The sequence below is a fragment of the Aphanothece stagnina RSMan2012 genome (assembly GCF_046764815.1).
Lineage (GTDB): Bacteria > Cyanobacteriota > Cyanobacteriia > PCC-6307 > Cyanobiaceae > NIES-981.
The window spans coordinates 41,644-63,680 of record NZ_JBKOUC010000015.1 but is presented as its reverse complement, the minus strand read 5'-3'; the positions used below and the strand labels follow the sequence as shown (position 1 = coordinate 63,680).

16 protein-coding genes and 1 tRNA gene are annotated in these 22,037 nt (G+C 61.0%); 6 read left to right on the top strand and 11 right to left on the bottom strand.

The window, feature by feature from the left end; translation table 11 throughout:
• Positions 1 to 31 precede the first annotated feature (31 nt).
• The 4 genes from ACLNEE_RS11330 to ACLNEE_RS11315 all read right to left on the bottom strand — a co-directional run bounded on the left by ACLNEE_RS11330 (position 32) and on the right by ACLNEE_RS11315 (position 3,564).
• Positions 32 to 106, bottom strand: a tRNA-Asn gene (locus ACLNEE_RS11330).
• A 103-nt stretch (positions 107 to 209) separates the two neighbouring features.
• The gene (locus ACLNEE_RS11325; RefSeq protein ID WP_412007123.1) at positions 210 to 1,559 is read right to left on the bottom strand and encodes an ammonium transporter; all 1,350 of its coding nucleotides are present in this window, start codon (positions 1,557 to 1,559) and stop codon (positions 210 to 212) included.
• Positions 1,560 to 1,745: 186 nt separating this feature from the next.
• Entirely contained in the window at positions 1,746 to 2,552 is an 807-nt protein-coding gene (locus ACLNEE_RS11320) for a PEP-CTERM sorting domain-containing protein (protein ID WP_412007122.1), read from the bottom strand.
• A gap of 283 nt (positions 2,553 to 2,835) precedes the next feature.
• Positions 2,836 to 3,564, bottom strand: a complete 729-nt coding sequence (locus ACLNEE_RS11315; protein WP_412007121.1) for an SDR family oxidoreductase — start codon at positions 3,562 to 3,564, stop codon at positions 2,836 to 2,838.
• Between the two features lie 252 nt (positions 3,565 to 3,816).
• On the opposite strand from ACLNEE_RS11315, the gene ACLNEE_RS11310 reads away from it, so the two are divergent.
• The 3 genes from ACLNEE_RS11310 to ACLNEE_RS11300 all read left to right on the top strand — a co-directional run bounded on the left by ACLNEE_RS11310 (position 3,817) and on the right by ACLNEE_RS11300 (position 9,869).
• Positions 3,817 to 4,743: a caspase family protein gene (locus ACLNEE_RS11310; RefSeq protein WP_412007120.1), complete on the top strand. Its 927-nt coding sequence runs from the start codon at positions 3,817 to 3,819 to the stop codon at positions 4,741 to 4,743.
• Positions 4,744 to 4,837: 94 nt separating this feature from the next.
• Entirely contained in the window at positions 4,838 to 8,701 is a 3,864-nt protein-coding gene (locus tag ACLNEE_RS11305) for a caspase family protein (RefSeq protein WP_412007119.1), read from the top strand.
• 46 nt (positions 8,702 to 8,747) lie between these two features.
• Positions 8,748 to 9,869: a pyridoxal phosphate-dependent aminotransferase gene (locus ACLNEE_RS11300; protein ID WP_412007118.1), complete on the top strand. Its 1,122-nt coding sequence runs from the start codon at positions 8,748 to 8,750 to the stop codon at positions 9,867 to 9,869.
• Here the strand turns inward: ACLNEE_RS11300 and ACLNEE_RS11295 are convergent.
• The 6 genes from ACLNEE_RS11295 to ACLNEE_RS11270 all read right to left on the bottom strand — a co-directional run bounded on the left by ACLNEE_RS11295 (position 9,866) and on the right by ACLNEE_RS11270 (position 15,360).
• A complete protein-coding gene (locus ACLNEE_RS11295) occupies positions 9,866 to 10,720 on the bottom strand; it encodes a hypothetical protein (RefSeq protein ID WP_412007117.1) in 855 nt (284 codons plus the stop codon). The genes ACLNEE_RS11300 and ACLNEE_RS11295 overlap by 4 nt on opposite strands.
• A gap of 107 nt (positions 10,721 to 10,827) precedes the next feature.
• A complete protein-coding gene (locus tag ACLNEE_RS11290) occupies positions 10,828 to 11,658 on the bottom strand; it encodes a hypothetical protein (RefSeq protein ID WP_412007116.1) in 831 nt (276 codons plus the stop codon).
• A 93-nt stretch (positions 11,659 to 11,751) separates the two neighbouring features.
• On the bottom strand, positions 11,752 to 12,660 hold the full coding sequence (locus ACLNEE_RS11285) for a hypothetical protein (protein WP_412007115.1): 909 nt from the start codon (positions 12,658 to 12,660) through the stop codon (positions 11,752 to 11,754).
• A gap of 45 nt (positions 12,661 to 12,705) precedes the next feature.
• Positions 12,706 to 13,158 (bottom strand): DinB family protein, encoded by a 453-nt coding sequence (locus ACLNEE_RS11280; RefSeq protein WP_412007114.1) that lies wholly within the window; start codon positions 13,156 to 13,158, stop codon positions 12,706 to 12,708.
• A 58-nt stretch (positions 13,159 to 13,216) separates the two neighbouring features.
• A complete protein-coding gene (locus ACLNEE_RS11275; RefSeq protein ID WP_412007113.1) occupies positions 13,217 to 14,596 on the bottom strand; it encodes a Gfo/Idh/MocA family protein in 1,380 nt (459 codons plus the stop codon).
• Positions 14,597 to 14,646: 50 nt separating this feature from the next.
• Positions 14,647 to 15,360 (bottom strand): DUF3298 and DUF4163 domain-containing protein, encoded by a 714-nt coding sequence (locus ACLNEE_RS11270; RefSeq protein ID WP_412007112.1) that lies wholly within the window; start codon positions 15,358 to 15,360, stop codon positions 14,647 to 14,649.
• A 173-nt stretch (positions 15,361 to 15,533) separates the two neighbouring features.
• On the opposite strand from ACLNEE_RS11270, the gene ACLNEE_RS11265 reads away from it, so the two are divergent.
• From ACLNEE_RS11265 to ACLNEE_RS11255, 3 genes are all read left to right on the top strand, one after another.
• The gene (locus tag ACLNEE_RS11265; RefSeq protein WP_412007111.1) at positions 15,534 to 16,805 is read left to right on the top strand and encodes an amidohydrolase family protein; all 1,272 of its coding nucleotides are present in this window, start codon (positions 15,534 to 15,536) and stop codon (positions 16,803 to 16,805) included.
• A complete protein-coding gene (locus ACLNEE_RS11260) occupies positions 16,805 to 19,627 on the top strand; it encodes an amidohydrolase family protein (RefSeq protein WP_412007110.1) in 2,823 nt (940 codons plus the stop codon). Before ACLNEE_RS11265 ends, ACLNEE_RS11260 begins: the two co-directional genes overlap by 1 nt.
• 95 nt (positions 19,628 to 19,722) lie before the next feature.
• Entirely contained in the window at positions 19,723 to 20,517 is a 795-nt protein-coding gene (locus ACLNEE_RS11255) for a hypothetical protein (RefSeq protein WP_412007109.1), read from the top strand.
• Positions 20,518 to 20,603: 86 nt separating this feature from the next.
• On the opposite strand, the gene ACLNEE_RS11250 is transcribed toward ACLNEE_RS11255, so the two are convergent.
• Positions 20,604 to 21,947, bottom strand: coding sequence for an alpha/beta fold hydrolase (locus ACLNEE_RS11250; RefSeq protein ID WP_412007108.1), 1,344 nt, complete (start codon positions 21,945 to 21,947; stop codon positions 20,604 to 20,606).
• Positions 21,948 to 22,037: the final 90 nt, after the last annotated feature.

The window sequence follows — 22,037 nt, the reverse complement described above, 5'->3', positions numbered from 1 at the left end:
CCCGCCGTTGGCGAGGAGTCAAGTTGGAAAGTGGCTGCCGCAATAGGATTCGAACCTATGACCCGCTGATTAACAGTCAGCTGCTCTACCGCTGAGCTATGCGGCAGCTCGCGGATCTAGAAAGATACCAGACCTATCTTTGGTCTGGCAAAGGGCGGGCATTAGGGTAGGCCCCTCGGACGCGCGGCGAGGGGCCAGAATCTAGGCCGTCAGCGGACGGTGGCCGATGGCTCAGCATCGAGTCCGAGCGGGGCCAAGTCATCGATGAGGGCGTAGCCGCTTTCGCCATGAGTCACCACGTCAAGTCCTGCGGCTTCTTCGGCTTCATCCACCCTCAGCCCCAGAGTGCGGTCGATGGCTTTGGCCAGCAGCCAGCTTGCCACCAGCGAAAACGCGCCGACGACCACTACGCCCAGGGCTTGCTTGCCGAGCAGTGCCAAGCGGCCGTCCTTGAGGCTCTCGGCCACGATGGGGTTAATGGCAGCGCTGGCAAAAACCCCGGTCAGGAGCGATCCGATCACCCCGCCCAGGCCGTGAATCCCGACGACATCCAGCGCGTCGTCGTAGCCCAGGCGGTGCTTGAGTCGGATTCCGTAAAAACAGGCTGCTCCCACCACGCCCCCAATGGCCAGGCTGCCCATGACGCCCACAAACCCGGCGGCGGGAGTGATGCCGACGAGGCCCGCAATGAGTCCCGAGGCCGCACCGACGGCGGTCACGCGGCGTTCAGCCAGATATTCCACCAGCATCCAGGCGCACATGCCGGCGGCGGCGGCCACGTGCGTGACCAAAAAGGCGTTGATGGCAATGCCGTTGATGGCATACGCCGATCCGGCATTGAACCCAAACCAGCCAAACCACAAGAGTCCCGCGCCTAGCAGGGTCAGAGTCGTGTTGTGCGGTTGCGCTCCGGGATGCTTGCGGGTGCCAAGGGCAATGCACAGCCCAAGAGCGGCGAATCCGCTGGCGACGTGCACCACGGTTCCGCCCGCAAAATCAAGCGCGCCAAGCTTAAACAGCCAGCCGTCGGCGTTCCACACCCAGCAGCTGACCACCGAATACACCAGGATCGACCAGAGCGCAGTGAAGACCAAAAACGCGCCGAACTTGGCCCGCTCCACCACCGCGCCGCTGATGAGGGCGGGGGTGATGATGGCGAACTTCATTTGAAACAGCATGAACAGCACCGCCGGGATCGTCAGGGTGCCGTAAGGGGCATCGAGCGAGAGTCCGTTGCCAAAGGCAAAGCGCAGGTCGCCCCACAGGCCATTGGCCGAGGGCGCAAAGGCGATGCTGTAGCCCAAAAGCACCCAGAGAAGACTGACAACGCCCATCATGGCAAAGCTAAGCAGCATGGTGTTCAGCACGTTTTTGCGATGGACGAGTCCGCCGTAGAACAAGGCGAGGGCCGGGGTCATCACTAGCACCAGGGCCGTGGCCACAATCATCCAGGCCGAATCGGCCGGGCTGATGGCGGGGGTTTCGGCTTGCGCCAGGGCAAGCGAAGGCAGGACAAGCAAGCTTAAACCGGGCAAAAGCCGGAGGACAGACAAAAACATAGGGTCACCAAAGCGGGACACCCTTGTCCGTTCGCGTCGTTGCTTGGAAAGTCAGTATGGCGAGCGCCGGTGCGCTTTCGTCAAGCCTTGCCGGAAAAAAGTGGAATCGCCCCCGGCTCCGCCCGAAGTGGTGTGGTGGATCCGGGCGGAGCAGAGGGCGTGACTGGATGTTGTTAGAGGCGGCGGTTAGGCGGCCTTTTTGCGGCGGCGCATCGCGGCAAGCGCCCCCATGGCCAGAACGGTCATGGTCGCGGGTTCGGGCACGGGTTGACCCGTCCCAATCACCTTAAAGTCGGGCTGGAAGTCTTGACCGTGCAGGAGTCCGTTGAATCGCAGACCGTTGCCGTAGGTGACGCCCAGTTGCGGCTGGGTGATGCGCAGGTAAGCCATGGAGTTGACCCCGAAATCGCGCTTGATATCGAGGAACTTGGCGCTTTGGGTTTGGCTGCCCGAAAAGTGCAGACTTTCGCCTTGCGAGTAAGTCGCGGCTTCATTCACGTTGCGGATCATCTGGGCCGGATCAACCAGAAAGTCCTTCCCGATTTTGCGACCCTGGGCATCCACCGCCGAGAGCACGACCGGACTGTTGCTACCGCCGGTTCCTCGTTCAAAAAACAGCAGACCGTCCATCAACGGGTTGTTGCTGTAATCGATGGTGAGGGCGAAGGGGTGCGAGTTGCCGGCCAGGTCGACAAAGTGGTTCAAGTTGCTGTTTTTGAACACGTCTCCGGCGCGGTTGAGCCAGGTGGACTGGTTGACTTCGTCGCCGCGCAGGTGAGAAGCCCCCAACACGGTGCGCTTGTTGCCAATGCTGGTGTTGGGGCCGGCAATCACACGATACGCATTGGGATCGTGCGCGTTGAACACCAGGTCCTTGACGCCTTTCGCGTATTTGAAGTTGTTGTAGATGAGTCCTCCCGCGCGGTATTCGCGCAGGAACACGTCGCCACGTCCATCGGTGGAACGGGGCGTGGTGATGATGGTTTGGGCCATCGCCGGAGTGACGATGGATAGCCCAAGGGCGAGAGCGAGTGTGGTCCGCTTCATATTGGATTTCTCCGGAAGCCGAACAACGCAAACGCCGTGCCTGTTTTCCGATGGCTCTCCCCGCAACCTTGCAGGCTTTTCAGACAGTTATGGCGCAGTGTCTGAAATCAATTCGATGGATTTTGGATCTGCCGGTGCCGCTGACCCAGCAGGGGGCTTGGTCGGAAAGTCCACAACGCGGACGGAAAGGCCCCGGTTGAATCAGGGCCTCAACTCGCGATAGCCTGGCTTACCAGGGCAAGGGATCGGAAAGGTGGAAGAATCCGCCCGTCGGGCCATCGGCGGGCAGAGTGGCCAGGTGGACGCTGGTTTTCGCCCCGTCCACCAGTTCCATCGGGGCTTCTTCGCCGCCCATGTCGGTTTTCACCCAACCAGGGTGGGCCGCATTCACCTTGATCGGCGTCTTACGGAGTTCCCATGCCAGGTGGGTGGTGTACATGTTCACGGCCGCCTTGCTGATGTCGTACGCCGGAGCCTTGAAATTGTAGATGTCGGACTTAGGGTCGGCATGCAGGGTAAGGCTGCCGAGTACCGAGCTCAGATTGACGATCCTTCCCGCCGCGCTTTTTTTCACCAGCGGCAGAAACGCTTCGGTGACCGCAATGAGGCCGAAAAGGTTGGTGTCGAGGGTTTTTTGCAGGGTCTGGCGCGAAGGGCTGGCGGCGGGGGTTCCGAACGCTTCGTAGTTCACGCCGGCGTTGTTGATGAGGGCATCGACATGGCCAAACTGCGATTCCACGGCATGCGCGGCCGCCTGAATGCTGGCTTCATCGTTGACATCGAGCGCGATAAAGTGGGCGTTGATGCCTTCGTTGCGCAGTGTGGCGGCGGCGGCTTCGCCCCGAGCGGCATCGCGCGCGCCGAGCAAAACGGTGTGGCCAAGTTGGCCCAGTTGGCGGGCGGTTTCGAATCCAATGCCCTTGTTGGCACCGGTGATGAGGGAGATCGGAGCACTCATGGTGATGGCAGGAGGGCCAGCCCGAGGGGCCAGCCGCCTTTTGTTACGCCCGTGCGCGCGGTGGCAGTCCGCATGCGGGACTATCGAATGAGAATTGGGCCTTGAGCAAAAAACTGTGTTCTGAACGCGCGGTTGGTGAATGGGACGGGAGAAAACCGCGCAAAAAGTGGGCCCCAACAGGGCACAATGTAACGCAGTTAGGAGAGCATCGTTTGAAATTGCAATCCTGACCGTTCGTTCGGTCACCGAGGAATGACCATGAACTTTTTGAACAAACTGCGCGGACTCGTTTTAGCATCGACGCTTTGTCTGGCCGCTCTGAGCTTCGCCGAAACCTATGCCCTGATGATCGGGATCAACGACTATCCCGAGCCGACCGATGCGCGCGGTCAGCCCCTGCGGGATGCCAATGGAAATTTGGTTTCCGAAGATTTGCATGGCTGTGTCAACGACGTCACTGAGATGAGCGAGATTTTGAAGACCGGCTTTAAGGTCAAGCCCGAAAACATCCGCCTCATCACGAACGGCCAGGCCAACGAGAACGGATTTGTCGAGGGCATGCGCTGGCTACTGCGTAGCGCCAAGCCGGGTGATCAGGTGGTGTTTATGTACAGCGGCCACGGTGCGCAAATTGCGGATACGACCGAAGCCGATGGCAAGCAAGAGGTGCTGGTGCTGGCCGATCATAAGCTGGTGCCGGACAAGTTCTTCCAGGAGTTGAGCAATCTGTGGGTGAAATCGGGCATCCGGGCCACCCTCATTTTTGATTCCTGCCACAGCGGAGGCATGGATCGCATGCCGGCCGATGTGATTGCCAAGCAAAAATTCACGGCCCGACTGCCCAAGTCGGCGGCTCCGGTGGCCGCGCAACGCTTGACTCAGCTTCAAGGCGCGGTGGCCAAACCCCGCCAAGCTCAGGCTCCGGGAAGCTTTGCGTTCCTGTTTGCGGGTCAAGAATCGCAAACCACCAGCGACCTGCAGTTCAAGGACAATTCTCCGGCGCATGGCGCGTTCACGCTTATCATGCTGGCGATCCTGAAGGACATCCCGACGGCTCCGGCGCAAGAGATGGTGGACGTGGTGAAGGACGTGCTGGAAAAGAACAAGTTTGCCCAGGTGCCGAACGCCGTGTTCAGCTCACCTGAACGGGCCAAAGAACCGATCTTGTTGATGAACTAAGGAACGCAGCGCAATGAACGCGAGGCGAGGTGTGCCCATGGCCTGTCCATCTGAAACCGGCCGGAGGCTCCTCGCCTCGTTTGCGGTGGGGATCTTGTTCGCGTCGCTTGGGGCCACGCTGCGTACGGTCACCACCGGGCCGGAATCGCCCCGGGTGCGGCTCCAGATTCAAACCACCGAGTATCGGATGGAGGATCTGGAGCAGTCCGCCGACGGATCGCGCTTGGTCACCCACAACCGCCTGTACGCCCCTCGACTTTGGGATGCCCGCTCCGGTCGTATTCTGCGCACGCTCGGCGGGTTGGACGGGGTGGTGGAGGAGGTCACCTTTTCCAAAAACGGGTCGGTGGTGTTTTGCCGGGCCGATGGCCGATTCGCGCTTTGGGATGCCAAATCGGGCGAGCGGATCGCGCTGGTTGAGGCGCCTCGGGGCTCTGAATTCCGGAAGGGTGCGGTCTCGCCCGATGGGCAAATGGTGGCCGTGGCCCTTTCTACCGGCCCGGTTTGGCTTTGGCGTCGCACCGGCAACCCCACTCTGCTGATGGGGCCGGGTAAACCCGTGGCCGACCTTGCCTTCGATCCCAACGGAACGCACGTGGCCGCCGTGGGAGCGGAATCGACCGGATTTATTTGGCGCACGCAAGGCGGGACCCCCCAGCGATTTGTGTCCCCTGCGCCCAGCCAGGCATGGGTGAGATGGGATGCCACCGGTCAGTTTTTGACCATGACCGGCACCGATGGTACGGCCACCCAGTTTCAAGTGAACGGTCAGCGGGTGCTGTGGACGGCCCCCCACGTGATGGGCGAAAAAGGCGATCTTCCCATCCTAAATTCCGCGGCAACCCCCGTGAGTGGGGGTCAGGTCGCGGTGTTTGATGCCGCCGGCCGCATTGAACTTCGCGATCAGGTGAGCGGGCAAGTCAAGGCTACTCTGCCGGGCACGGCCGCCCCCATCCGAGAGGTGCGGGTGAGTCGGTACGGGAAGCATTTGGCCACCGCTTCGACGAACAACCGTATCGGCATGTGGGATCTGGATGATCTGAAAGGGCGTCCGTTTGTGGTTCCGCCCGACTCGCTGCCCACCGCCGGTGAGTTCAGCCCGGATGGGTCGGTGTTTTGGATGGGATACGTGGACGGGTCGGTGCGTCCGCATGCGTTTGAATCGGGAGTGGCAAGCGAAGAGTTTCAGGGGTGGCTGCGCGCTCCGCTGGCGGCGGGCTTGCGCGGTCAACGACTGGTCGTGGAAACCCTTGACGAAGTCCGGATTTTGGATCCCCGCCAGCCGCTCGATTCGCCCCGGGTGCTTCCCAAGGGTTCATTCCAGTCGCACGTTTCGGCCGATGGTCGTCGGGCGCTGACCTTCCGGCGGGGCTGGCAACTGATCGATGTCCCCGGCGACCGCGTGATGGTGAACTTAGGCGATGGGCTCCGGGCGGGGTTTTCGCCCGATGGGGAAGTCGCGTTTGTTCTCAATCGGCTGGGGACGCTGACGGTTCTGGATGCGGTGACCGGGGAGGCGATTCGGCGCATTGATGTCACGCGCGGATTGGGCCGACTTTTTTCGGTTGCGTGGCTGCCCAAACGCGGGGGCATGTTGCTGAACCTGCAACTTACGATAAATGGCGAGCGCCAAAACGCAATTGCCGTGCTCGATGGCACCACCTTTGAGGCCAAGGATGCGTACGCGGTCGACTTTGCCGCCGACCGCATGGCGGTTTCCCCCAATGGGGAATGGCTGATTGCCGCCGCTAAGGGCTCCATCACGCGGGTGAGAGCGAAAGACGGCAGTGACCCCAAGCGGCTCTCGGTTGACCCGGATCACGGCAATCCCTTGTCGGTTTTGTTCAGTCCCGATGGGGCGCGGGGTGTGGTGGGTTACGACCAAGAAGTCATTGTGGTGAACCCGGCCACGGGCGAGGCGGATTCTCGCATCAGCGTCCGGTTTGGGCCGCTTTCGGATCTTTGCGCTCCGCTTCATCCGGATGGTCGGCACTACGCAGTGAGCCAAGGCGATCAGATTGTGGTGTGGGATTTGGTGGACAAGGTTCCGGCTTACCGCATTCCTACCGATGGCGTGGCCATCAGCGCCACGTGGATGCCCGATGGAAAACGGTTGCTGGTGTGCGACGATTCCGCCGGGGTGCATGTGGTGGATGCCCCGAGTCTTTCGGGAGCGGCCAGCCTGTTCCCCCAAATTGGACGAAGCGGCACCTTTGCTCCCACCCGCGACCAGCAATGGGTGTTTTACGATGCTGAGGGCCGCTTTGATGCCCCCGATGCGGCTGCGGTGCGCGGAGCGATTTTTGTGTTGCGCTGGAGCGGTGGATTAGAACCGGTGGAGTTCGATCAGCTGAAGGACGCCTTTCATGATCCCGGTTTGATGGCCCGAGTGCTTGGGCTTGAGCGTGGAACCTCTCGGCCGGTTCCGCAGCTCGATTCGTTGCGCATGTATCCCGAAGTGAAGCTCACGCGGGCGGGCGAAAACATCGAAGTCGCCATCTCGGAGCGTGAAAACGGGGGGATTGGACGGGTGGAAGTGGCCCTGAACGGCAAGCGCCTTTCCACCCGCACCGGGGCCGGCTATTTTCGAATTGGACTGAAGGATGTGCGGCCCTTCTTGCTCCCGTCGGCGTTGCTGCCGCCGGGGCGAGGAAACGTGCTGACGGTGACCGTGGCCAATCGCGATGGCACGCTCTCCAGTCGGCCCTGGCCCTTGGATTTGGGCGTTCCCACGGATTTGCAGGCTCCGCCGGTGCGTTTGTTCGCCTTGTTTGTGGGCGTGGGGGACTACGCCGGAACCGGGGGTGATTTGCAAGCTCCGGCCCGAGATGCGGAGGCCTTGGCCAAGGCGATTCAGGATTCGGCGGAGCGGCTGCTGCCCGGTCGGGTGAACATCACCGTTTTGGCCACGACCCCCGATGCTCCTGCCGATCGCCGACCCACCCGGGCAAACATTTTGCGGTGGTTTGCCGAAACGGCCCCGCAAACCACTCCCTCGGACATTGTGATGGTGTTTATGGCCGGTCACGGATTGAGCCAGATTGGGGAACGCCGCGACTATTTCTTTCTCACTCCCGAAACCGATCCGAACGCCGTGACGCCTTTGACCGCCGAGACCGGAGCCGTGAGCGGAACGACGCTGCGCGATCAGTTGACCGCCATGCCCGCGGCCAAGCAGGTGGTGGTGCTGGATACCTGCCAAAGTGGGGCGGCCCTCAACACCCTGGGGGCAGAGCGCTCGGCCGGAGCCGATTATCAACGCGCCTATGAAGCCCTGCGCGACAGCACCGGGATGTGGTTACTGGCCGGCGCCGCTGCCGATCAAAAAAGCTACGAATCGGCCAACGTTGAGCACGGATTGCTGACCTACTCTTTGCTGGAGGCCATTGACCGGGCCTCAGGCGATGGCCTGCGGGCGGCTTCGAGCGGCGAGCTGTTTTTGGATGTGGAGCGGTGGTTGACTTATGCGGCCAATCGGGTGGAATCGCTGCGCAACGAGGTCGGGATTACCGGCATTCAGCGTCCGCAACTGAAGCGGAGTCGTTCGGGCGCATCGTTTGATTTGGGCGTCACCCGGCCTGAATTCCGAGGCAAACTTGGCTTGCGTCCGCCCATGCCGGTGGTGTTGCTGGGCACTTTTGATCAGGATGAAGAAGATCCGTTAGCGCTGGAGGCGGCCATGCGGTCGGCTCTGCGGCAGGCCAATACCATTAAGCCGTGGCTGGATGTGACCACTCACCCCAATGCCTATCGTCTGTCGGGTCGGTATGAGGTGGATGGCGTGAACATTCGCGTTCGGGGCTTGATCCAGCGGATTGATGAGCGCGGAGCTCGGCGCACGCTGGCATCATTTGAAGCGACCGGAAGAACCGATGCTCTGCCTGCGCTGGCCGGAAGGATTCGGGAACTGGCCGAGGCCCGGATTTTGCAGCTAGAAAGCCAAAAGGGCGGCGGATAAGCCCATCCGCGCTACCGGCCGGGGCCGAGATGGCATAGGATGAGATATGGCCGATATTGCCGTTCACGGCGGGGCGTTTTGGGATGCTATCGGGGCTGATTTTGGCGATTTGCGCCGGGCCGATGAGATCATCAATGCCGATGTGCTGGACGCCTGGTTTCCCCCCGATCCGGCCATTGTTGCCCGCCTGACCGAGCACCTTGATTGGCTGATGCGAACCTCTCCACCGACCCGCTGCGAGGGGCTGCTGGCGGCGATTTCCGAAACTCGAGGTGTTTTGCCGGCCTGCGTGACCGCCGGGCCGGGGTCATCGTCGCTGATTTTTGCCGCCTTCCGGCAGTGGTTTTCGGGAGTGCGGGCGCTGGCTCTTCGACCGACCTACGGTGAATACGCGCACGTTCTTGACCATGTGCTTGGATCGAAGGTGGACGCCTTTGACCTCCATCGGGAAGAAGGGTACCGGGTGGACATTGAGGCTCTGGCACGGGCGGCGGCGGGCTACGACCTGCTTGTCCTGGTCAATCCCAATTCGCCCACGGGCGGATTTTTGCCGCGGACTGAAGTCGTGAAACTGCTTGATCTTTTGCCGGAGACCGTAGCGGTTTGGATCGATGAAACATACTTGGAATACGCAGGTTCACCAAATGGTTGGTCTGCGGAGAGCTTGGAAACCGAGGTTGCGCGCAGGCCGAACCTAATGGTGCTCAAGTCGATGTCGAAGGTTTACGCGCTGAGTGGTTTGCGCATTGGGTACCTCATCGCTCCCGCCGAGCGCACGGCGGAACTTCAACGGCAGACGCCTCCGTGGGCGGTGGACTTACCGGCGCAGGTGGCGGCGATTATGGCGTTGAGAGATTCTGAGTATTACCCGGCTCGGTGGCGTGAAACCGCAACTCTGCGTAACCAAATGGTGGAGCACCTTGTTGGGCTCGGCTGGGAAGTTGCGCCATCTTCGGCAAATTTCGTTTTGGCCGACGTGCGCACAAGTGATTTGGAAACCGAGAGGATTGCCCAAGCCATGATGGAGCGGGGCATTTTTGTGCGCGCGTTTCCTGAGGGGCAAGAGGAGTTACGTCGGTACGGTCTGCGTCTGGCGGTGAAAGATGCAGCGACCCAATCTCGCTTGCTAAGCGTCTTGACGGAAGTGGTCAAATCACCAAAAGGTTAAGATGCCAAGGCCGTTGATTCGGCATTATGGCGAGCGGAAAGCAGGTGAGCGTTGAGCTTTTTGATGAGCTTGGCGCGTGCACTTTGACTGAGCCCCCGGGCCATACGGACGGGCTTACCTTTGGTGTCAGTGAACTCAATCTGGTCTTGTTTTTGCATTTTGTTGGTATCAGAATCCAAGACTTCAGACTGTTTCACCAATTGGTCAATGTCGATTTCGTGCTTGCGGAGGTAGGTGAAGGGGCCCCATCGGTACGTGACGGTGAGTTTGTTGCCCTCCAGCCGAATACTCTCGCGGCAGAGAGAAAAGACCACGCCGGCAATCATGAGGAGTCCAACCGCAAAGAACGGCAGATAGAAGAGTCCCATGAGTAAAGCTAGGAAACCGAATGATTTGAGCATGCTGCCCAGCATCATGGTGGCATGGAAGATGGTAAACCCGTTCCATCCCAGAGCAAAGATTCCGAGGCCCAAAGCGGCGGACGCACTGGGTTCTGCGGTGTTTGCTTCGATCGGCTCAAGATGATCGAGTGCGTTGAGGCCAATCTCTTGACGGGCGGCGTTTTCTTGCAGTCGGTCCTGAAGCGCGGTGAGACACGGACGGGATTCGGGGTCGCCGGGGGCGGCAAGATGGAGTTGACGACGCAAGTCAGATTCCATTTGCGGCAGTTGGCGCACGGCGAGTTGAAAGGTATTCAACAGTTCTGCGTCGTCGGGCTGGCTGAGCGATGATTTGGCGATCATCAACCGGTCGGCTTCGGCCCGTAGTTTTTGAATCAGCTCGACTCGCTCGGTGATCTCTTCGGGAACCAGGCCGGGATTCTCCATGACCAGAGGGGCGAACTGGGCCACCCATCGGTTCATGTCTTGCCGCAAAGCGTTTTCGCCTTCGGTAAGGTTGTGAAGCTCCATCCTTACCTTTATTGTTGCCTCTTTTCGAGGCCTTGTTCCCTGGGGTTCTACGGGGATTCGGTACGAAGGGATCGCTGGTAGGCCAGGTATGCGTTGATCTGACGAACCAGCTCTTCGCGTTTGCCTTCGCTCAGTTCGCGCCCTACATGAATCGGAAATCCGATGGAGTCTTGGATGGCAATGGCGCGGCCACCGTTCCATACCGACGATCGCGAGTCTCGCACTTCAACAATCTCAACCTGTTGGTCAAGCGTAATCTTGTGCTCCACTGGCCACCAGAACGGGCCCAACCATTTGGTGAGGATCAGCCCATCGCCTTTGAGGGTTAGCTTTTCGTGGTATGAAAATGCCCAAGGTCGGCCAAAGGCCATCGCGACAATAAACACCGTGGCGGCAAAGAGGGCGACCGATTTTGAAGTTACTTGGCCCACCGTAAAGTTTTGGCCGTGAAAGAATGCCGCAACGGCTACCGCCCCCAGGGCAGGGAGCATGATTCCGATGGTTTTGCCCCAGTTTACGGTATTTGTCACGGCTTCAAAAACCTCAGGAATAGGGTCGGTCGCCAACCCCATTTCTTGCCGAGCGGAATTTTCGTGGAGTCGATCTTGAAGGGTGGTGAGGCACGGCCTAGATTCCGGATCGCCGGGGGCAACGAGATGGAGTTGCCGACGTAAATCGGCCTCCATTTGAGGAAGCTGGTGCGCCGCAAGTTGAAAGGTATTCAAGAGTTCAGCGTCTTCGGGCTGGCTGAGCAGTGATTTGGCGATCATCAACCGGTCGGCTTCGGCCCGCAGTTGTTGAATGAGCTCGATTCGCTCGGTGATCTCTTCGGGGATCAGGGCAGGATTCGCCATGACCAGAGGGGCAAACTGGGCCACCCACCGGTTCATGTCTTGGCGCAACGTGTCTTCGCCTTCGGTCAGATTTTGACTCTCCATTCTCACCTAACCGTTGTTTTGCTCCCTTCCGTTCTACGGGGATTCAGTCCGAAGCGTTCGCTGATAAGCGAGGTATGCGTTGAGCTGGCGAACCAGATCCTCGCGCTTGGCATTGCTGATTCCCCGGGCAAAATGGATGGGGCGGCCGGTCGGATCGGTCATTTCAATAACCTCAAAAAACCGTCTTGTCCGATTGTTCGTTTCACTCTGCTCGACCTCTTTGACCTTTTGGTCAGGATCAATTTGATGGCGTCGCTCAAACTTCAGGGCACCTAACCTTTTGGTGATCACAAGATCAGTACCGCTCAGCCGAATGGTCTCTTCGGCCGCGGCCGTAAACGCGCCGCCGAACATTGCCACCACCGCCGCATAAAAAATGGCGTAAAAGAGTACGAGCGCAAGCGCTCCCGGGCCAAAGGCCATCCACATGCCGCCGATCATCAGGAGCATATGGACGGTCACAAACGCCCCTACGCCGAGCGCGGGAATGAGCAGTCCAATCGCGGCGACCCAACTGGGCACGCTGGTCACCGCCTCCAATACTTCGGGAACCGTGTCGGTGGCCAAACCCATTTCTTGCCGAGCGGCATTTTCGTGCAAACGCTCTTGCAGGCGGTCGAGGTCGGGCCGGCTTTCGGGGTCGCCGGGAGCCACCCGGGCCAAGCGTGTTCGCAGGTCAGATTCAATCTGGCTGAGTTGCGGCAGTGCCATCTCAAACGTGCGAACCAACTCATCATCCTGGGGCCCGCGCAGCATCGATTTAGACGTTGCGAGTCGCTCTGAATCTCGGCGCAGGCCCTCGATCAGTTCAAGACGGTCACGCAGATCCGCCGCTTCCAGGGGGGCCGGTGCCATGACCAGAGGGGCAAAGCGGGCCACCCACGCGTTCATTTCGTCGCGGGTGGCGCTTTCCTGGTTTTCAAAGGCAAAGCCCGAAGCCATACCTCCCATTATTGGCGCATAAAAGCGCGAAATGTCGTGGGGGGGTTAGCGGACGCCCCACTCCCACAGGCCATAAGCGACCTTGTCGGGCAAGGGCGTACCGGCCTGGCGCAGGGCCAGCTCAATCTGTGCCCGGTGGAAGCTCTCGTGCGCCACCAAGTACGCCACAAAGGCGGCCGCGTGCGGCTTGAATCCTTTGATGCGACCCTCGGGCGTTTGGGCGCGGGCCACCAGTTCCCGAATCGCCGCGCCCGAGCTTGTTAGGCCCGAAGCGATCTCGTCACGCAGAGCGCCCGCCTCCAGTTTTGTCTGCGTCGCGTGCAAGTCGGGGGCCGAGGCCTTCAGCCACATCAGGCGCACGGCATGCACGTGAACAAAGTGCGCGCGCACGGCCTTGCCCTTTGTGAGGGGGGTGTCGATGGCCGCCTCGGGGATGGCATCGAGCAGAAACAGGTTGATGCGGGCGTTGATGTCCCAGGTTTCCAGGAGCGCATGCATAACGACCATTCTAGTCCGGAGTCGAGGCTCTTGAACCAGAATGGTCGTGCGTCGTCCGTTAGTTATTCAGGTCAACGGGCTTCATGGTGCGCCACTTGCCGCGCGTGAAGTCGGGGAAGTCCACCGAGCGACCCCGATTGGCCACCGAGATCTCGCTGAGCGGAGTCACCGCCGACCAGGCGGCCGCATCGTATACGTCTTGGTCGAGCGGGAGTCCGTTGCGCAGGCAGTAGATGATGCGCCACACCATCACAAAGTCCATGCCGCCATGGCCACCATGGCGCTTGGCTTCGACTTCCAGCTTCTTCCAAAGCGGGTGGTCGTACTTGGTAAAGAATTCGCCCACGGCCGCGCCTTGCGTCCAGCTTTCAAACTCTTTGGTGACCCCTTCAATGGCCACGCGAGCCGGGAAGCCGCCCCACACGCCGCGGGTGCCTTGAATGAGATTGTGCCGGGTGTACGGGCGTGGCAGCTGCTCATCCCACTGGATCATCAACGTTTTGCCGCGCACGGTTTGGGCAATGCTGGTGTTTAGGTCGCCGCAGGTAAAGCGCAGGGAGCGCCGCTCGTGGCCTTCGGGGAACTCTTGCTTGGCGTAAATGGCGCGGGCGCGGGCCGGACAACTCACGCTGCTCATAAAGTCGAGCCGGTCGCCGCGGTTGATATCCATGTACCACGCAACCGGGCCCAGTCCGTGGGTGGGATACAGGTTGCCGTTGTGCTTGGTGTAGTGATAGGTGCGCCAGCTGCCGGTCCCGTGTTCAATCTCCTTCATTTGCCAGCGCAGGTCGTGAATGTAGGCGGCTTCCCCGTGGAGCAGTTCGCCAAACAGGCCGAGCCGGCACATGTTCAGCACCATCAACTCCTCGCGACCGTAGTTGACGTTTTCCAGCATCATGCAGTGGCGCTGGGTGGCTTCGGCGGTTTCCACCAGTTCCCAGCAGCCTTCCAGGGTCAGGGCGGCGGGGACTTCGACCAGAGCGTGGGCTCCGGCCTTCATGCAGGCCACGGCTTGGGGCACGTGCCAATCCCAGGGGGTGCTGATGAACACGGCATCGAGCTTGTTTTCGCCGAGCATGCGCTCGTAATCTCGATCGCCGTTGGTGTAGAGCTTGGGCGCGGGGCGACCCTTGTTGGTCGTCATCTTGGCCCCCTTGTTGGCGCTGGGGACATGGGGATCGGCAATCGCGACGATCTCCACGCCTTCGCAGTTCATGCTGGCATCCAAATGGCTCGGCCCGCGGGCGCCCATACCGATGAACCCGAGTCGCACTTTTTCGAGCTTGGGGGTGCGTACATCGTACGCCGATCCGGGCGCACTGCGGAGTCGAGGGGTCTGACCGGTGTTTTGGGCGAGGGCCGAGGCGGGGAGTCCTGCGGCCAGAGCCGCCGCGGCGGCACCGGCCATCAAATCACGTCGGGAGAGGTCTTGACTCATGGGGCGGATTGTACGGGATCATCCGCCCCAATGTCACCCCAGAGATCACGTTATCGCGCGCTGCCGCGAGCGAATCGAACGAGCCCAGCCGGGTCGATGTAGCCCTTCATCTGCTCCCACGTCAGCTTGATCTCGTAGCCACCTTCGGCGTACGGGCCAAGTTCGTAGGGCGAGAAGTGCCAAGTGAGGCCTTGAGAATGAATGACAAAGGCGTTCACCTGCTCAACGCTCAGGGAGGAGGCGGGGTCGCCACCGCGTTCCTTCTTGGCCCGGTTAATGGCGGGGATGAGCACCTTTTGCGTGAGGTCGGCGGCGCGCTTGCCGCGCAGCAACAGATCGCTCAGGGTCAGCGATTTGGCACGTCGATTCACCACGCCATAGTTGAACACCTTGGTGAAGCTGTTGGGGTGGGCTCCGCCGGTGTAGGTGCTCACGTCGTAGCGGAAGCTCACGAGTTGGGCATGAGCGGTCGCCACCACCGGGGTGGCTTGCAAAAATTTGGGGCCGGGCCCGACATCGCCGTCCTTAAAGATTTCGCGAAAATCGGCGAGCTGTTCATTGGCAAAGGCGCGGGCCGCGTTTTCGGCGGTGGACTTGAGCGGGCCGGTGATGCGGAATCGAGGCACGCTGACCGTGATTTCCCGCGACTCGGTCTTTTCTTTGGCCAGGGTCACAAACTCAACGTTCCCGCGTGAAGTTTGGGCCGGAACGGCAAACGCCAAGCTCACGCCGAGCGCAATCAGGGGCAAACGAAACGAAAACATGGTGACCTAAAGATACTTGACCGCGGCTTTACCCCGCCATGGGGGGCCGGGAATGGCGACGCGTGATTCGGGTGGCCATCGCCCGAAAATGTGCGCCCCGCGCAAAAAAGATTAAGAAACTTATAGAATAAACGTTACTTATGGTGAAGCGTGGACTCCTTTTGCTATCCCTCATGGCTACGGTGGCCGGGGTGGCAGCGCAAACGCAGGCTCCCCAGCCGACTGCATTTGCCATCACCAACGTTCGGGTGGAAGTGGGAACCGGCGACGTGGTTTCCAACGCCGTGGTTGTGGTGCGCGATGGGCGGATCAGCGAGATCCGACCCGGGGCGGCGGCTCCTACTGGGATTGAAGTGATTGACGGGGCGGGAAAAACCCTGTATCCCGGGTTCTTTGATGGCTTTAGCAGCCGGGGGATCAAGGCCAGCGATCCTCCGACGGTGGCGGCCCGACCCGGACAAGGCACCACGGCTCCCGCTGACTTCTGGATCGGGAACCGGAAAGGAATCACCCCCGAGTTCCGAGTGGCCGAGAATCTTGACTTTGCGCCCGACCGCGCGCGATGGGCCAGTGGCGTTACGACGACCATGATCAGCCCAACCCGGGGCGGCATGCGCGGCGTGACCGCACTGCTTGATCTTTTGCCCGCCGATGCCGCGGATCGGGTACTGAACCCCGCCTGCGGGAGCGCGATGTCGTTCCGGTTGGGTGCCGGGGCGGGTTATCCCACCAACTTGCTGGGCGGCATCGCCTTGCTTCGTCAGGTTTTGGCCGACGCTCAGGCGCTTAACGAAGGCGCGGTGCTTTACGAAGGCAATACCAAGCCCGCGTGGATGGCCTCGCTCGAGGCGCTGCAACCGGTCATTCGGCGCGAGATGGTGGTCTATTTTGAGGCCAACCAGGCGCGAGAAATCGAACGGGCCATTGCGATCAGCGAGGAGTTCGGATTCCGGTTGGTGATTGTGGGCGGACGCGAGGCCGGCCGGGTCGCGACCCTGCTGGCCGAAAAGAAGATTCCCGTCATCCTGAGCGCCGACCCCGGGACGCCGCCTTCCACCACCATTCCGGCGGACACCCTTAATCAAGATGCGAGCCCGATGGAATGGCGCGAGGAGCGGGTGACCCGTTGGCGTGAGATCGCCTTGGGCGACCAAGCTCTGGAACGGGCGGGCGTGACATTCGCCTTTTCTTCCGACGGCACGATGGCAAATCTGTTGTCCTTGGTGCGGGCCCGTATTGGCCGCGGATTGAGTCGGGGTCAAGCTTTGAAGTCACTCACCAGTGACGCCGCCAGCCTGCTCGGGGTCGGGGATCGCTTGGGCAAGGTCGCGGTGGGGATGCGCGCCAACTTGGTGCTGATGTCGGGAGACTTTGCCGATGAGAAGTCGTCGGTAGAGCGCGTTTGGGTAGGGGGCCGCCCCGTTCTGGCTCCGGAGGCGAAGTGATGAAACTTAAGTTGATCGGAAGTTGTGGCCTGCTGGCCCTGGCGCTCAGCGCCGTTGCCCAGACGACCCCGGCGGCGGGCGGCCCCAACTGGCCGTTTCCGTACGAGTTGGATTCGCACCGGATTCCCGCGGCTCGCACGGGCGGCAACTGCCTGATCAAGGGAGCGCGGGTGATGACCGCCGTGCGCGGCACCCTAGAGAACACCGATGTCTTGATCACCAACGGCAAGATCGTGGCGATCGGTCGAAACCTCACCGCTCCGGCCGGATACCGCGTGATCGAAGCGGCTGGTCGCACCATGACCCCCGGCATTGTGGATGGCCACAGTCACCGAGGCAGTGACGGCACCAACGAAGGGGCAGAAAGCATCACGAACGAGGTTCGCATTGGCGACGTTCAGAATCTTTCGGCTCTGAACGTTTGGCAGGCTCTGGCCAGTGGACACACCACGGCCATGGTGCTGCACGGCAGCGCCAACGCGATCGGCGGCGAAAGCCTGGTCATGAAGTACAAATTCATGCGGCCCAACCGCGAAGGCTTGATTCCCGATGCGCCGCGTCAGGTGAAGTTTGCCCTGGGCGAAAACGTCACCCGAAAGAACAGCACGGGAACCGGAGAGCGCCGATTCCCACTGAGCCGAATGGGGGTGGAAGCGGTCTATCGCCGCGCCTTCCAAGATGCGCAGGTCTATCGCCAAACCTGGGCCGATTTTCGGGCCGGGAAGACCAAGGTGAGACCGCGTCGCGACCTGAGGCTGGAAGGCTTGGTTGATATCTTGGACAAGAAGGTCTGGGTGCAATGCCACAGCTACCGCAGCGACGAGATGCTGATGATGGCCCGGCTGAGCCAGGAGTTCGGCTTTAAGATCGGGGCGCTACAACACGCGCTGGAAGGCTACAAAATCGCGCCCGAACTCGCGGCGGCGGGAGTGGGGATCTCGATCTTTATGGACAATTGGTCGTTTAAGGTCGAGGGCTACGACGCGATTCCGTGGAATGCCGCCATTTGCCAGGCGGCGGGGGTCAATGTTTCCATCAACACCGATGGCACCAGCGGCACCACGGCCCTCAATGTGGACGCGGCCAAGACCATGCGGTTTGGCGGGTTCACCGAGGAACAGGCCCTGCGCACCATCACGCTCAACCCGGCCAAACAGTTGGGAATCGACCATCGCACGGGGAGTATCGAAGTGGGCAAGGACGCCGACCTGGTGCTCTGGGCCGGCCACCCGCTTAGCCCTTACAGCCAGTGTTCGATGACCATGATCGAAGGCGAGGTCTACTTTGAGCGGCGCGACGCCTTCCGGATCGATCGCATGGCCAACCTCGTGCGTGATCTTCCGCGCCAACAGAACGTGGGCGAAGCTCCCCTTCCGCGCGTAAACGATACGTATGCGATTGTCGGGGCGACGCTGTACCCAGTCAGTCGCGCTCCGATCGCCAACGGGACGATCGTGATCTCGCGTGGGAAGATCACCGAAGTGGGCACCAACGTGCGCGTTCCGAGCGGCGCGACGGTGATCAATGGTCGGGGGCTGAGCGTTTTCCCCGGATTCTTTGATGCCTACAGCACGATGGGTCTGGGCGAGATCAGTCCCGTCGCGACGATGATGGACAACACCGAACTCGGAACGGTGCAGCCCGATTTGGATGCGGCGACGGCCTTGTGGGTGGAATCCGCCCACTACGGTCCGGCGCGATACGCGGGCATTACCAACGTGTTCACGGGCCCGGCGTTCGGAACGGTTTCGGGGCAAGGCGCGGTCATCCACACCTGGGGCTTCACCCCCGAGGAGCTCACGATGTCGCGCAAGGCGGGCCTGATGGTTCAGCTGCCTGGTGGCGGCACCAACCCTCTGGCTTTCGATGCGTGCGATGCGATTGCCGATGCCTCTCGCTTGCTGGGAATGGGGGGCGCCGATGACCATGACCACGCCGCCGATGGCACCTGCATCGTCGAGGAGGAGCATAGTCACAACCACGACGTGGCCGCAGAACTGAAAGAACTGAAAGGGGATGAAGATCTCACGGCCGCGCAGCGGGCCCAGTTCTACGATCTGTTGGGGGCGCGGCAAGAGGAGCCGACTCCGGCGGGTGGCGGAGCCGCTGCCGCGGGTTCGCTGGAGCGCATTTTTGAAGATGCACTTCAGTACTACCGCGACCGCGATGCCAAGAAGCCGGGCGTTGGGCTGAACCTACAGCACGAGGCGATGCGGCCGTACCTGACCCAACGGCGTTTGATGGTGCTGGCGGCACGAACACCGTCGCAGATTAGAACTGCGGTGGCCGTGGCCAAGAAATACAACCTCAACGTGGTGCTGCGGGGGGCAAGCGGAGCCTGGAAAGAAGCCAAGCTGCTGAGGGAAAACAACATCCCGGTGATCCTGACTCCTGCGGGTCGGGTGGTATTGGGGGCCAACTCCCCCGATGCCCCATGGGAACCCTATGACACCCCCTATGTGACCGCTGGCATTCTTGCCCGCGAAGGAGTGCGGTTCTGCTTTGGATCGGGCGGTCCGGCCGACGTGATGAATCTGGCGGTTCGGGTGGGTCAGCACTGCGCCTTCGGCCTGAAGTTTGAAGATGCGCTCCGATCGCTGACGCTCACTCCGGCGGAGGTCTATGGAGTCTCGGATAAGTTGGGTTCGCTGCAAACCGGGCGGCTAGGCAACCTTGTGGTGACCGATGGCGATCCGTTCCAACTGACAACGACCATTCGGTACGTGTTTGTCGAAGGTCAGCCCCGGCCCATGGTCAGCAAGCATACGCAACTGCGGGATAAGTACTTCCCACGCGCGGCGGCCTTCGGTCGGTCACGCTAAGGCCAATCACAAAGCTCCCTGGCGGCCGTGCTGGCCAGGGAGCTTTTTCTCTTTGTTCCGCAACTTCTGGCCCACGAGCTCCGTTTACAAACCCTGTGGATCCGAGCAAAGTTCGCATTCGCACGCCGCTTTTTTGGGTGCACATTCTCTGCGCGCTCGCGCTCTTTTTCGCGCTTGGCATCCTCTTCGACTTGACCGATCTTCAGGAGCCGTACGATCTCGATCCGGCCGTTCAGCAGTTTTGGAGAACGCTCTCGGTGGCTTTGGTGGGCATTGCCATTCCGGTTGGTGTGGCGGCCGCTGCGCTCGAAGTTGCTGTTCTCCGTGGATACGATCCCAAGTTTTTGGCCCGCCGGATGTACGGGGTTACGGTGGCTGAAATCACGCGACCGGCGGTGATGGGACCGCACATCATCCTTCATGTGAGCCATCGGGGTGGCCGCATTCACGACTACTTAGCGGAGCTCGATGAAGCACGGGGTCTCAAGCCGGGCGATGTGCTTCGTCTCGACGTCTTTGGGAAGCACGTGGTCGGCGTTCGAAGACTGGAATCTCTCCCGCCCACCCAAGGTGATCATGCAATGGGGAAGTGGTGGAAGCGTCATCGACGCACGTTTAGCCCGCTGATCAATGCCCCTTTCATGGTTTTGGCCTACCCCGTCGCCGGTTTTTTGACGGGAGCCAACCTGCTGTCGGCGATCTTTCAACAGGACATGATTTACGTCGGGCGGCGTTGGAATCGTCGGAGCTACCTTCTTTCCGGAACCGAAGCCCTGGTGCCTAACCTGTTACCGATCGCGGCGAGCTGGATTGTGATCATCGGCATCACTCTCTACTGGCTGAAAGGCTGGAACGAGGAGAGTCTGGGCGTCTCGCGCGACGACGTTTGAATTGATTGCGGGCGCCCAAAACACTCGCTCCCCGCAAGGAAGGGGCACTTCCTCGGGGGAGCGTCGTAGCTTAGCAAGGCAGATCCTTACTTCAGCGTCTTCTCCAGCCACGACTTCAAGATGTCGATGATGTTCGAGTTGAAAGTCGCGCCGGGTCGGCCCCACTTTTCCATGCTGTCGCGCGGAGAGCTGGTCTGGTTGAATCCGTGATCGCTTTGCGGAACGAGCGTGAATGTCGCCGTGCCGGGGCGGCGCGCATTGACCCACCGGGCGATGTCTTGGTGATCGGTGATGCCGCTGATAAAGTCGTTCTCACCGTACAAGGCCAGCACCTGGGTCTCACCCAGATTCTGCCAGGCGGCGGCAAGGTTTTCTTTGGCGAGCTCTTGGAAGAACGGGAGGCCAACGCCGGAATAGGTGCGGCCATCGGGGATCATGCCGTTAACGGCCGCGGCGAGATCCGGGTGGGCGGTCTTGATCTCGGCCGGAGACTTGCCTTCGTTGAACAGGTAGTGCATGACCCGGGCAAGCGGGATCATCTGCTCGCTGACCACAGCCGGCGGCGTTCCGCCGAGTTCCATTTGTCGCCGGGAGTTCTCCAGGGTGTACTCGTACCAAGTGCGGGCCAGGGTGCCGTGGACAATCAGTCCGCGCACACTTTCTTGAGCGGCCACCTGCGGGCCAAATGAACCGCCCATGCTGTGGCCAAAAATGGCGATGCGATTCTTGTCGACAAATGGCAAAGTCTTGGCCAGGCGCAACGCTTGCAGATAGGCGTCGCGCTCCACCGTGTAGGTCAGTTCGGTGTAAGTTGGGCCTTCACTGTCGCCTTGCCCGGGCTTATCGATGCGCACCGTGGCATATCCCGACTTTGCCAGAGGGCCGAGAATGTTTCCGTACGGAGCGGTCGCAAAGTCACCGTCTGAGCTGTAGGCACCAATCCCTCCGATCAGGAAGATGGTGGGGTGGGGCCCGCTGCCTTCGGGATGGGTGGCAATGATGCGAATGCGCTTGCCTTGACTCACGACTTGGTCGTAATGCACGCGGAACCCGTCAGGTCGTTGCTGCGGTCGGGCCACCAAAGCGGCTTGGCCTTGGCTCGCTTGACCTTCGCGAATGAATCGTACGGTGATGGAATCGCCCGCGTTCTTTTTGCGGAGGGCTCCACTGAGAGCGGGTGCGGCCGGAGTGGGTTCACCCGCAATTTCGGTCACGATATCGCCGACTTTCAGGCCGAGACGCTCGGCGGTGAGCCCGGGGCTAATCGCGGTAATGCGAAGTCCGCCCGGCTGGCCGCCCTGGGCCGCCACCGGGGCCAACGCAGCGCCGAACACGCCTTTTCGGGGCAAGGGTGCGCCTCGCTCGGGAGCTTGGGCGATTCCCAACGAGATCGATCCTAAGGCAATCAAAGACAGCAGCCAAGTGCGCATGCCAGGGATTACGGCAAGCACCCGGGGGTTCAGTTCCCAGATGTTCGGCGATGGGCCTTGCCGCTCTTGACCTTGCCTTAACCTCAGGCG

What these genes read in the sequence shown, in the direction of transcription:
- ACLNEE_RS11320 (WP_412007122.1), bottom strand. Translation starts at nt 2,552, where the DNA reads ATGGCCCAAACCATCATCACCACGCCCCGTTCCACCGATGGACGTGGC.
- ACLNEE_RS11280 (WP_412007114.1), bottom strand. Translation starts at nt 13,158, where the DNA reads ATGCATGCGCTCCTGGAAACCTGGGACATCAACGCCCGCATCAACCTG.
- ACLNEE_RS11275 (WP_412007113.1), bottom strand. Translation starts at nt 14,596, where the DNA reads ATGAGTCAAGACCTCTCCCGACGTGATTTGATGGCCGGTGCCGCCGCG.
- ACLNEE_RS11310 (WP_412007120.1), top strand. Translation starts at nt 3,817, where the DNA reads ATGACCATGAACTTTTTGAACAAACTGCGCGGACTCGTTTTAGCATCG.
- ACLNEE_RS11250 (WP_412007108.1), bottom strand. Translation starts at nt 21,947, where the DNA reads ATGCGCACTTGGCTGCTGTCTTTGATTGCCTTAGGATCGATCTCGTTG.
- ACLNEE_RS11325 (WP_412007123.1), bottom strand. Translation starts at nt 1,559, where the DNA reads ATGTTTTTGTCTGTCCTCCGGCTTTTGCCCGGTTTAAGCTTGCTTGTC.
- ACLNEE_RS11315 (WP_412007121.1), bottom strand. Translation starts at nt 3,564, where the DNA reads ATGAGTGCTCCGATCTCCCTCATCACCGGTGCCAACAAGGGCATTGGA.
- ACLNEE_RS11270 (WP_412007112.1), bottom strand. Translation starts at nt 15,360, where the DNA reads ATGTTTTCGTTTCGTTTGCCCCTGATTGCGCTCGGCGTGAGCTTGGCG.
- ACLNEE_RS11285 (WP_412007115.1), bottom strand. Translation starts at nt 12,660, where the DNA reads ATGGCTTCGGGCTTTGCCTTTGAAAACCAGGAAAGCGCCACCCGCGAC.
- ACLNEE_RS11265 (WP_412007111.1), top strand. Translation starts at nt 15,534, where the DNA reads ATGGCTACGGTGGCCGGGGTGGCAGCGCAAACGCAGGCTCCCCAGCCG.
- ACLNEE_RS11300 (WP_412007118.1), top strand. Translation starts at nt 8,748, where the DNA reads ATGGCCGATATTGCCGTTCACGGCGGGGCGTTTTGGGATGCTATCGGG.
- ACLNEE_RS11260 (WP_412007110.1), top strand. Translation starts at nt 16,805, where the DNA reads ATGAAACTTAAGTTGATCGGAAGTTGTGGCCTGCTGGCCCTGGCGCTC.